This is a genomic window from Phascolarctobacterium faecium, from assembly GCF_003945365.1.
GTDB lineage: Bacteria > Bacillota > Negativicutes > Acidaminococcales > Acidaminococcaceae > Phascolarctobacterium > Phascolarctobacterium faecium.
This window is the reverse complement of record NZ_AP019004.1, coordinates 347,412-359,178: the sequence shown is the minus strand read 5'-3', so window position 1 is coordinate 359,178 and position 11,767 is coordinate 347,412. Positions and strand designations below refer to the sequence as shown.

The following is an 11,767-nucleotide window of genomic DNA, read 5'->3' as shown; positions in this document are numbered from 1 at the left end:
ACTAAACAAGTAGGAATTAAGAAAGGACGGATCGCAATGCGGGAAGTTTATTTAGATAATGCGGCCACGACTAAGGTCAGACCGGAAATAGCAGAGGCTATGGCAAAGGCTATGGTAGAAAATTATGGAAACCCTTCCAGTATATATAAGGCAGCACAGCGTGCGGCAACAGCTATTGCCGCTGCCCGTCAGCAGGTTGCGGATCTGATCGGCGCGTCACCTAAGGAAATCATTTTTACAGGCGGCGGCAGTGAGGGTGACAATATGCTTATTAAAGGCGTGGCTCATGCCAATGCCAAGAAGGGACGGCACATTATCACTACGCAGGTCGAGCATCACGCTGTACTGCATACCTGTGAAGAACTGGCGAAGGAAGGCTTTGAGATCACTTACCTGCCGGTAGACGAATTCGGCAGGGTTACAGCGGCCCAGGTAGAGGCCGCCTTACGCGACGATACGATCCTTGTTTCGGTGATGTATGCCAATAATGAGATCGGTACGATAATGCCGATCAGAGAGATCGGCGCAGTCTGCCGCGCACATAAGGTGCTGCTGCATACTGACGCAGTACAGGCGGCAGGTCATATCCCTATTGATGTTACCGGCGACAATATCGATCTTTTAACATTGACGGCGCATAAATTTCATGGACCAAAGGGCGTAGGCGCGGTGTATATCCGTCAGGGTGTGCGTGTACCGGCGCTGATCGTCGGCGGTGGGCAGGAAAAAGGCCTGCGTGCCGGCACTGAAAATACGGCCGGGATCATCGGTATGGGGCTGGCAGCTGCTTATGCGAAAGAAAATATGGAAGCCAATGCCGAAAAAACACGTGCTTTGCGTGACAAATTGATCGAAGGGATTTTGGCAAAGATCCCTGAAGTAAGGTTAAACGGACATCCTACTGACCGACTGCCGAATAATGTAAATGTCAGCATCAGATATATTGAAGGCGAAGGCCTGCTGCTGCTGCTTGACCATATGGGTATCGCGGCTTCCAGCGGCAGTGCCTGCACTTCCGGGTCTCTGGACCCGTCGCATGTTCTGCTGGCTATCGGACTGCCGCATGAGATCGCGCATGGTTCGCTGCGTCTGACCTTGTCGGAAGAAAACAGCAGTGCCGATGTCGATTATGTTTTGGAGCAATTACCGTTGATCGTTGAAAAATTAAGGGCGATGTCGCCTCTTTACCACAAGTAAGAAAGCAGGTGTAGTTTATGGCATACAGTGAAAAAGTAATGGATCATTTTATGAATCCCCGTAATGTGGGTGTGATGCCCGATGCCGACGGCGTCGGCGAGGTAGGCAATGCCAAATGCGGCGATATCATGAAGATTTTTATTAAAGTCAAAGACAATATCATTACCGATATCAGTTTCCAGACTTTTGGCTGCGGTGCGGCTATCGCTACCAGCAGTATGGCAACAGAGCTTGCTAAAGGCAAGTCTGTCGAGGAAGCGCTGGAACTGACTAATCTGGCGGTAGCTGAAGCACTTGACGGACTGCCGCCGATCAAGATGCATTGTTCCAACCTGGCAGCTGACGGCTTGCGTGCCGCGATTTATGACTATAAGGTCAAAAACGGTATGTCGACCGAAGGTATTGAAGTGTGCAGCGGCTGCTGCCACGACTGCGGTCACTGACAGCTGTTTTACTGTTAAGATTTTTCATCTCCAACCCCTCCTTTTATTCACATTAGTTTTACAGAAAAGCCGATGGTTAGCGCCATCGGCTTTTTTGTGGTAAAATAGAAAGTATAAATTATAAAATCAATAATTTACCGTCGGAGGATGAAACAATGGCAGCAATCGATATTGAAAAAGAGTTTAAGCATTATCTGGAGATTTTTACCCATGATGAGGAACTGGGAAAGATTTTGGCAAAGGTATCTTTTCAGGAATTGTTCAACGATAAATTTTTAACGGAAAACAGTAAATATACCTCGATGGACGATCTGATCTGGCGCAGCGGCTTCGGCATCATGAATCTGCTGGAGGTAGAACAGGTGAACCAGGATAAATGGAACGAATATATCGCCAGGAATACTGAATGTAAAACCTGGCATGAATTCGGCAAACTGGCCATGATCGACTGGATGAAGCATAAATTGGAAGAAGCGAAACAGGCCCAAAACTGATTTGAGCGGCACCGAGGCGAAGGCTTCGGTGCCTTTTATTTTAAGGAAGTGATTTTATGGCGGCAGTCTTACACGCACTGCAGGGCATTTTGACTATCGTTATTATGATAGCTACCGGTTTTTATCTGTCCCGTAAGGGCTGGTTTTCTGAAAGCTTCAGCTCGGCTGTGGCCCAGCTGGTGACCAAGGTCTGCCTGCCTACCTATATGATCGTCAATCTGACGGTCAATTTCAGCCACGATCAGCTGATCGAGATGAGTGGCGGTCTGCCGGTACCGATCATTTCCATGGCATTGGGCTATTTTATCGGCCATGCGGCAGCACGGCTGCTGAAGGTGCGGCGTGACCGGGTCGGCGTGTTCTGTACTGTCTTTTTTGTTTCCAACACTATTTTCATCGGCCTGCCGATGACGCTGGCTTTGTTCGGTGAAGAAGGTATTCCTTATGTCATGCTGTATTATATGGTCAATACTACGATGTTCTGGGTCGTAGCCGTGCACGATATGGCGTCTGATGCCGGTGTGGCGGCACCGTGGCTCAGCAGAAAGACTCTGAAAGTGGTTCTGAACCCGCCGCTGTTAGGTTTTTTGGCAGGAATTATTTTGGTAATGCTTGATTGGCGGCTGCCGATGCCGATCGAAGCTTCTTTTCGTTATCTGGGCGGAATGACGACGCCGCTGGCCATGCTGTTTATCGGTATCGCGATCAGTAAAGCGTCCTGGAGCGAGATCAAATTTGACAGAGAGCTGACGGCGGCAATGGTGGGAAGGTTTGTGATCTGTCCGCTGTGCGTTATGGTCTGTCTGCCGTTTTTTGCGCTGCCGAAATTGATGAGCGATGTATTTGTTATGCAGGCGGCTATGCCGGCGATGACGAACACTTCTATTGTAGCTAAGGTTTATGGCGGCGATTACAAGTATGCGGCGATGCTGACGGTGGTCAGTACACTGCTGGCAGTAATAACGACGCCGTTTTATATGTGGGTGCTGCGTGGTTAGATCTGTTCGCCTGATTGCAGAAACGTTCGCCTTAAAACCCTAAAACACGAACAAATTTTTAGAAAAACTCTTGACAAACAAAACAGTTCGGTTTATTATATGTTTAACGAACAGATGTTTCGAAAGGTCGTGGAGTTATGAAGAAGTTGTTTGTATTAATGCTGATGACCACTATTTTATATACAGGCTATAATTTTTTACAGGATGATACTGTTTATCATTACGAACAGATCACTGTACATACAGGCGATACCATGTGGGCTATCGCTGACCGCTGGGCCGATCAGGACGAAGATGTACGCGAAGTCATTTACCGTATCTGCGAAACCAATGCGCTGGCGAATACGAACCTGCAACCGGGACAGAAGCTTTTAGTACCGGTCAGGATGCAGTTTGTCGATCAGCTGATGGTGGCAGAGGCCGGCGATATCAAAGGCTGATAATTACGGCGCCGGCGTAGGAAACTGATTCAAAAGTAAATAATATGCGTTAGGGCGCAGTAAAAAAGACGTGCCTGCCTTTTGGCAGACGCGTCTTTGTGTTTTTTAGCTTTCTTTTTTTATGGGATTTTATCCGATGGAAAAGAAAGCTTTTTTATTTTTGAGAAGTCTATTTTTCGACGTAAATACAGAAAATAGCGGGCGGGCAGCTTGCTGCCGGCCGCGTACCCGTTAACGCGGCAGAAAAAGTAAATCTTACTAAAAATTTAACGTGTCTTGTGGGGGGGTACAGACGTGGTATAATATAAAACAATATAACTGATATATTAAAAATATTTCCCAAAATAAATGTTTGATGGTGTAAGGAGAATAAAAATGAAAACTAAAATCATAAGCCTGATGCTGGTGTTGAGCTGCGCCGGCGCTTCGGCTGCCACAGCTTTGCCAAACAGCAGCGGGGATCTGCGCGCTTTGGAAGAAAACAGGGCGGACGGGGATAAAACGGCTGTTCTGACAAAAGAAGAAACAAACACTGATGTGAGCGGCAGCAGAAAGTTTTATCTGCAGAATTTTGTCTTTACCAGTGAAGATGCTATCCAGCAGGACGTATTGGCTGCGCTGGTAGAAAGCTATTGCGGACGTGAAGTCGATTTTAATGAACTGCAGCAGGCGGTCAATAAGTTGACTGCGTATCTGCGCGGACAGGGCTACGCGGTTGCTACTGCTTTTTTGCCGCAGCAGGAAATCACTGACGGTATCATTGAAGTCAAAATAGTCTTAGGGCGGTTAAGCTATGTACAGGTCAATAATACTTCGGCTCTGGCGGAAGGACAGGCAGAAAAAGCCGCAGGGATTCTGCAAAAGGGAGAGCTGCTGCGTACAGACCGGCTGGAAACAGTTTTGAATAATATCAACGATCTGGCCGGCGTTACAGCCGTAGGTGTTTTGCGGGCTGGGCAGGCCAATGGTACCAGCGATTTTGTGATCGATCTTCGGGCTGATAAACCGCAGCAGACGATTTTATACACTGATAATTATGGCAATAAATACAGCGGCAGATACAGATATGGCTTTCAGACAACGATCAACAATCCCGGCAGGATCGGCGATAAATTTTTTCTGGGTGGGATGCTTTCAAATGATAACCTGCATAACTATAATTTGGGTTACGAAATGCCGGTCGGCAGCCGCGGGACAAAACTGGGCGTCAGCTATAGCCTGATGGATTATACGCTGAGCGGCTTTTATAATATCCTTGACGCGGTCGGACGGGCTAAAACTTTCAGCATTTATGGCAGTACGCCGTTGATAAATACTGCTTCTGATCACCTGGCGGCAGTTTATGGCTACGATAACCGCCAGCTGAAAGATGAGCTGCGTACCTTTGGCATCGATACAAAAAAACACAGTAATGCACTGTATGCCGGCATAGCGGGCAATATTAAAGGTGCCGGCAGTTATACTGGCTACAGCGCTTTATATTATGCGGGACGGCTAAGTTATGACGATGCCAGCAGCTACACGGAAGGCAGCTATCACAAATTCAATACTGACGTCAATCATATCCGCAGATTAGGCAATGTTTTGAATCTGCATGTAAATTTCCACAGTCAGCTGGCCAGCAAAGATCTGGATGGCAGCGAACAGTTTGTTCTAGGCGGCGCTAACGGTGTGCGGGCTTATCCGCAGGGTGAAGCCAGTGGCGACAGCGGCTACCAGGCTACGGCAGAACTGCGTTATGCCACTCCCGTACCTGATCTGACTCTGGCAGCTTATGTGGATTGGGGCGAAGTCGAGCTGTCTAAAAGCTATGGTCAGCACCGCGGTCTGGCCGGTTGGGGACTGGGCCTGCAGTACGCCAAGGCTGACGATTACTATCTGCGGCTTGACTATGCGCGCAAGCTGGGCAGTGAAGAGTTTACCAGTGAAGAAAGCGATAAAAACGGCAGGCTGTGGTTTTTGGCCTACAAGCTGTTTTAATATCGGTCAAGTATAAGGAGCTGTGTGAAGATGAAAAATGAGAAAATGCTTTTATATAAAAAGATCATGGTCACGATTGTAAGCAGCGGCATGCTGCTTTTGCCAAACTGGGGCTATGCCCTGCCGCAGGGCGGCCAGGTCGTGGGCGGCAGTGGCAGTATCGGCTCTCCTGGCGGCGGTGCAATGGATATTACCGGCAACGGCGGCAATCTGGCTATAGACTGGGACAGCTTTAATATAGCCCAGGGAGAAACAGTAAATTTTAAAAATATGCAGGCCGTTTTAAATTATGTGACGAGCAGCCAGCGCAGCGAGATTTTCGGTAAGCTGAATGGCAGCGGCGCGCATGTCTTCCTGCTCAATCCCAACGGGATCTTGTTTGGTGCCGCGGCAGAGGTCAATGTAGGCAGCCTGACAGCATCGACAAGAAGTCTGCCGGAAGAGGCCCGTAAAGGCTTTAACGGGACTTTGGGAAATTTGGATGCCGATGGTATTGCCAAAATCCAGGCCGATATTGTTAATTTAGGAACGATCGCTGCCGACGCCATAAATTTTGAAGGTAATAATATCTCGATCATCAAGGCTGATACGCTGCAGATACAAGGCGGCGACCTGGGTAAAGTCAGCTTGAAGGCCAAGGACAATATCAACATCGGCTACGAGGTGACGGATAAGACTACCATTGATGTAGGCGATGGCAGCGGGGGGCATACTGTCAGCGATTACAGCAAAGGCGGCGGAACAAAAGCCAGCAGCTTGGGCATTGTCACAGCGGCCTTAGACGGCAGTGAAAAAAATATTACTGATTGTATGCTGGTACATGACGTATATGAGCTGCAGGCGATCAATAATAATTATGAAACCCAAAAAAACAGTGCAAATTTTGACTATAGTTATGTCAATGGCGATTATATGCTGGCTAACGAAATAGATGCTTCTGTTACCAGCAGCTGGAACAGCGGTCAGGGGTTTGCGTGCCTTGGCGCTTTAAAACAGCTGCCCATGGGAACCCCAAGTGGATTTCAAGGCGGGTTCACCGGCAGTTTGGACGGTATGGGGTATACTATCAGTGATTTAACGATCGATCGCAGCGGCGAATCGTATGTTGGTTTATTTGGCTGTCTGACGGAAAGCGCGCGAGTAACGAATTTGACACTCTCCGGCAGTATCAGCGGACAAAGCAGCGTCGGCGGCATAGCGGGAAAAAACCTGGGGCTGATCCGTAATGTTGCCAATAAAGCCGCTGTCAAAGGTAATTCTTCGGTAGGTGGTATCACCAGCACTAATTATGGTACGGTGGAATTTGTCAGTAACAGCGGCAGTATCACGGCAACAAATGGCGGTAGTGTTGGCGGCATTGCCAGCAGTAATGGTGACGGGAACAAAACTGGTATTATAAAGTACGCTGAAAACACTGGTGCTGTTATTGGCTGGGGAAATCTCGGCGGCATCGCCGGTGTCAACAATAGTAAGGGAACTATTGAAAACGCTGTTAATCAAGGCTCTGTTACAAGCAATGTGAACGACAGTACCGGTTTTGGGGGGATCAGCGGGATCAATAAAGGGACAATAAAAGATGTGGTCAACGAAGGCGACGTTAAGATATATAAAGAGGGAACAATGGGTGGCAATTCGGTAGGCGGTATCAGCGGCAATAACATAGATAAGGGAACTATCGAAAATGCTGTTAATAAAGGCGCTATCCTTGGCGGCGTAGCTGTAGGCGGGATCGTTGGGGAAAATTCCGGCAGTATCAGGAACACTGAGAACAGCGGTAATATTATCGGTGTTATTTCTGCTGCCGGAGGGATCGTAGGCAGAAACGCGAATGGAAAAGGATCGGTCATCGAGGCCTTTAACAGCGGTGATGTGAGCGGCAATGGTTATATAGGCGGTATCGTTGGTAACAATAAAGGCGGTTTGATTGAAGCTGCAGCGAATGAAGGCAATATTTCTGCAGATCAGCAGCTCGCTGGCGGTATTGCCGGTTATAATACCAATGGCGGGAAAATAGTAAATGCTTCTAACAAAGGTATTATCACCAGCGGTAATTCTAAAGGGGATAGTTTTGCCGGCGGTATCTGTGGTTTTAATTCCGGCGGCAGTATCGCAAACAGCTATAATACAGGGGACGTAACTGCTGATGGAAATTATGTCGGCGGGGTCTGCGGCGCTAATGCCAATGCGCTGGTTGACGGTGTGTACAATACCGGCGCTGTCGAGGGCGCAGATAATGTGGGTGGTGTTGCCGGTTATGACGGCAATGATGAGGAGCTAGACTATGCCAGTATCAAAAATGCTTATAATACCGGCAGTGTCAGCGGTAATAAAAATATCGGCGGTATTTTAGGGCTGGGAGAATATGGCAGCGTTGCTAATGTTTATAATTTAGGCAAGGTCAGCGGCAGTGCTGACGTAGATGCAATTATGGGCGCGTCCGATACAGAAGCAGTTTCTGCCGTCCGGAATGCCTATTTCCTCACCGATAGCGGTTACCAAAAATACGGTGAAGGAACAGTATATGCTACGACAGCAGAGTTCAATCAGGCTTTCGCAGATGGGCTGGGAGAAGAAGATAAAAAAGTCTGGCAGACCGATCAAAAACAGACGGCACCGTATCTGAAGCCGTTTCTGCAGGAAATCAGCGGTGATGTGGGCAGGCTGGAAGCTGCAGCTGGCAGTGATTTTAAGACCGCGCTGCTTGCCAAACTGCAGGAGTTGGGTATAAATGTAGACCCTGATAAAATCCTGGGATTAGATGGTTTGGCAGCCGGTGAATATGATTTGGGCGAGCTGCTGTATTCTACGCAGGACGGCTATGCGCTGAAGCTGACAGGCACATTGGTGGTAAAATCCGGTACTCAGCCGGAACCTAAACCAGAGGCTCCCGCTACAGATGACAAATATACGGCCACTTTGACCAGCCTTCAGAAAAAAGTTGTGCAGGCGTGGGAACAGAGCCTGGTCAATGACAGGGATTGGCATATTGAAGAAAACCGTAAAATACAGCTGGAGAATAATTCAGTAAAAATCGAGCCCGTGCTTTTTGATGAAGTGAATCTGCAGGATGAAGAAACGCCGGCAGAGTAAAAAATACAAAGGACAAGCAGTTTAACTGCTTGTCCTTTGTGTTTTAAAGAGGGTAAAAGTTTCTGCAGCAAGTATAGCCGCTGTTTTATCTGGCCATCCGGTAAATATTTTCCATATCGGCAGCGTTTAGGGTGACGAAGCCGCCGATCGTTCTTCTGCCCATAAAGCTGCATTTGTGTGCCAGCTCTTTGATTTGGGTGTCGGTGAGTTCGATTTCCATGTCGCTGATCGAGGTAGGCATACCAATGGAACGGAAAAAGTCTTCCATGGCGGCGATTCCTTCAAGCGCTGTTTTTTCGTCATTGCCGAAGCTGTAGGGAACATTCAGTACGTTAACTGCCAGTTGCGCGAAACGGCAGGGGTTTTGTTTGAGCACATAGCGGGCCCAGCTGCCCCAGATCGCTGCAAGGCCTGCGCCGTGAGCAATATCGAACATACCGCCCAATTCATGCTCCAGCTGGTGGGAAGCCCAGTCGCCCTGACTGCGGTCGCCGGTGATGTCATTATGGGAAAGCGTGCCTGCCCACATGATCTCGGCGCGGACGTCATAGTCGGCAGGCTTCTGTAAAGCCAGTCGGGCATTACGCATGACGTTGCGCAGCAGAGCTTCGGCCATGCCGTCAGTGAGGGCTAGGGAGGTGACGCCGGGTTTGGTAAAGTAACGTTCTAAAGTATGGACGATGATGTCAGTACAGCCGCTGGCTGTTTGGTAGGGCGGCAGAGTGCAGGTCAGCTCGGGATTTAAAACGGCAAATTTACAGTAGGCATAGGGCGACTGCAGTCCGCGTTTCAGCCAGCCGTCTTCATTGGTAATGACTGACGCATTGCTCATTTCACTGCCGGCCGCGGCAATAGTAAGGACGGCACCGATAGGGGCGCAGGCCTGCGGCGCTTTGCCGCTGTAGTAGTCCCAGACATCGCCGGGATTGGTAATCCCATAACCAATGGCTTTGGCACTGTCGATGACGCTGCCGCCGCCTACAGCGAGAATAAAATCAACTTTTTCCTGCCTGCAGATTTCAATACCTTCATAAACCTTGCTTAAACGAGGATTGGGCACAACGCCGCCCAGGGTCACATAGTGCAGTCCTGCTTCCTGCAGTGCGCCGCAGACACGATCAAGCAGACCGGATTTTTTGGCACTGCTGCCTCCGAAGTGTACCAGGACCTTGCTTGCTCCTTGTGTTTTGCAGAGTTCACCAACCTCGGCTTCGGTATTTTTACCGAAAAGTATTTTTGTAGGTGCGTAATATTTAAACTGTTCCATAATAACAGCTCCTTTGCTGCGGCAAATGCTGCCGCTGTAAAATCTTCTTAAACCTATCGTATCGCAAAACAGGCAGTTTGTAAAATGCAGAAGTTTCATAAAATTATCGGCAGGAGAAATATTTTGTGATTTCTTGGTGAACAATTTGCAAAAGAGCAAGAGTTTTGTTTGTTGATGTCGAATTGAAACGATAAATCTGAAATGATTAAGGCAGAGGAGGTAATATTATGCAGGGGAAAAAATGGATCGCCGCGGCACTGGTCTGCGGATTTTTACTGGGACAGGGAACGGCTCCGGCGCAGGCCGGTATTTTGGGTACCGTAGTTAAAGGCGGCGCTGTATCGTTATTGGTCAGCCAGTTTGCCGACCAGCTGAACAGCGCTATCAATACTTTGACGGCAAAATATCCTATCTCCAGCGATTACGCTACCAAGGTAGTGCCGATCATTACCGTGGGTGACGGAAGTTATGCCGGCGCTGCTCAGGTATCGGGACCGAAGGAGCAGGTAGATAAATGTCAGGCTGCTTTGCAGCTGGAGGCTTCCTTCTTTAAAAGCTTCCGTGCGAAAGCGCTGATCCCGGTCGATAAGGTCGCTATCAGCGGTATCAACCGCGTGCAGGGTGTGGGCGTATCGGCCCAGATCGATGTAAAGATCTAACAGCTTAAAACAATTTAAAAAGTGCAAGTCCGCAGGCTGATGTATGTCAGCCTGCGGACTTTTTTTATTTTCACGGGTATTTTAAGGGTCATGCTTTAACAAACCTTTAAAGAAAGGCGAAATTCTTTACAAGAACTTAAAGCCTTCTTAATTCAAAGCAAAGAAAGCTTTGTTATGATGACAGTGTTTCCAGATGCAAGCAAAATTTCAGTACTTGTGAAAAAGGAGAGAAGGAAATGAAATCAAGAAAATTATTCAAGGTCTGCGCCCTGCTGATGCTGGCAGTAATGAGCTGTTTGCTGTTCAGCGGCTGCGGCGGTCAGTCTGAGCAAAAGAAATTTGTGATCACTTATCTGCCGAATGAATCGACAGATAAAAATGCCGATGCCAGAAAAGGTATGGCGGGCGATTTGAGCAAGGTTTTGGGAATGGAGGTCACAGAGCTGGTATCTAACGATTATAATGCGGTGATTGAGGCTATGCGTACCGGTAAAGCCGATATGGCTTATTTTGGACCGTTAAGCTTCTGCCTGGCTTATGAACGTGCAGGTGCAGAACCGATCGGGATGATTGCCAAGGATAAAGATAAAAAGAACGCGACTTATAAGTCTGTTCTGGTTACGAGCAGCAAGAATACTGATATCAATAGTATCCAGGACATCAAAGGGAAAACGATGGCGTTCGTTGACCCGAATTCCACTTCCGGCAATCTGATCCCTTCAGCGGCGATTATGAAAGCATTTCCCGGTGAGAAGCTTTCGATGGATGATCTGCATACTAATGGCAAATTTTTCCAGGCAGTCAGCTTTTCCGGCAAGCATCAAGCAGGTCTGGCGGCTGTAGTCAAGGGTGATGTGCAGGTAGCTCCTATCTCTGATGCAATTCTGGCGGCTGAGATCAATGCGGGACGTGTCAGCAAAGATGACGTTAAAATTATTTTCGCTTCTGATCCGATCCCGTCCGAACCGATGGCTCTGCGCAGGGATCTGCCGGCAGAAGTGAAGGAAAAGGTAAAAAACTTTATCCTGAGCTATGACAATGCCGCTTACTACAAAGGGGTAATGGGTGCAGAGGATAAGCGTTTCGTAGAATGCAGTATTGAAGATTACAAAGGTATCATTGATCTGAACAAAGCCCTGAGCAGCAGTAAATAAGTTGGAGCAGAGGCCGGCGCTGTCCGGCCTTTTTTATAGGAGGAA

The 11,767-nt window shown here is 48.3% G+C and carries 10 protein-coding genes; 9 read left to right on the top strand and 1 reads right to left on the bottom strand.

Annotation, left to right across the window (positions count from 1 at the left end):
* Positions 1–36: 36 nt before the first annotated feature.
* The 7 genes from nifS to PFJ30894_RS01690 all read left to right on the top strand — a co-directional run bounded on the left by nifS (position 37) and on the right by PFJ30894_RS01690 (position 8,642).
* Positions 37–1,197: a cysteine desulfurase NifS gene (nifS, locus tag PFJ30894_RS01720; protein ID WP_125668863.1), complete on the top strand. Its 1,161-nt coding sequence runs from the start codon at positions 37–39 to the stop codon at positions 1,195–1,197.
* A 17-nt stretch (positions 1,198–1,214) separates the two neighbouring features.
* Positions 1,215–1,640 (top strand): Fe-S cluster assembly scaffold protein NifU, encoded by a 426-nt coding sequence (nifU, locus tag PFJ30894_RS01715; RefSeq protein ID WP_021717781.1) that lies wholly within the window; start codon positions 1,215–1,217, stop codon positions 1,638–1,640.
* Positions 1,641–1,795: 155 nt separating this feature from the next.
* Positions 1,796–2,134 (top strand): hypothetical protein, encoded by a 339-nt coding sequence (locus PFJ30894_RS01710; RefSeq protein ID WP_125668862.1) that lies wholly within the window; start codon positions 1,796–1,798, stop codon positions 2,132–2,134.
* A 56-nt stretch (positions 2,135–2,190) separates the two neighbouring features.
* Positions 2,191–3,132 carry an AEC family transporter gene (locus PFJ30894_RS01705; RefSeq protein WP_113077914.1) on the top strand — a complete coding sequence of 314 codons (942 nt, stop codon included), beginning with the start codon at positions 2,191–2,193 and terminating at the stop codon, positions 3,130–3,132.
* 137 nt (positions 3,133–3,269) lie between these two features.
* Positions 3,270–3,572, top strand: coding sequence for a LysM peptidoglycan-binding domain-containing protein (locus PFJ30894_RS01700; RefSeq protein ID WP_113077913.1), 303 nt, complete (start codon positions 3,270–3,272; stop codon positions 3,570–3,572).
* Between the two features lie 375 nt (positions 3,573–3,947).
* Entirely contained in the window at positions 3,948–5,552 is a 1,605-nt protein-coding gene (locus PFJ30894_RS01695; RefSeq protein ID WP_167457001.1) for a ShlB/FhaC/HecB family hemolysin secretion/activation protein, read from the top strand.
* Between the two features lie 30 nt (positions 5,553–5,582).
* Positions 5,583–8,642, top strand: coding sequence for a filamentous hemagglutinin N-terminal domain-containing protein (locus PFJ30894_RS01690; RefSeq protein WP_125668860.1), 3,060 nt, complete (start codon positions 5,583–5,585; stop codon positions 8,640–8,642).
* A gap of 85 nt (positions 8,643–8,727) precedes the next feature.
* Here the strand turns inward: PFJ30894_RS01690 and PFJ30894_RS01685 are convergent, their stop codons facing one another.
* Positions 8,728–9,909, bottom strand: coding sequence for an iron-containing alcohol dehydrogenase (locus PFJ30894_RS01685; protein WP_125668859.1), 1,182 nt, complete (start codon positions 9,907–9,909; stop codon positions 8,728–8,730).
* A gap of 227 nt (positions 9,910–10,136) precedes the next feature.
* On the opposite strand from PFJ30894_RS01685, the gene PFJ30894_RS01680 reads away from it, so the two are divergent.
* Together PFJ30894_RS01680 and PFJ30894_RS01675 are read left to right on the top strand one after the other, a co-directional pair.
* Entirely contained in the window at positions 10,137–10,568 is a 432-nt protein-coding gene (locus PFJ30894_RS01680) for a hypothetical protein (RefSeq protein WP_021717776.1), read from the top strand.
* 236 nt (positions 10,569–10,804) lie between these two features.
* Positions 10,805–11,722, top strand: coding sequence for a phosphate/phosphite/phosphonate ABC transporter substrate-binding protein (locus PFJ30894_RS01675; protein WP_113077909.1), 918 nt, complete (start codon positions 10,805–10,807; stop codon positions 11,720–11,722).
* Positions 11,723–11,767 lie beyond the last annotated feature (45 nt).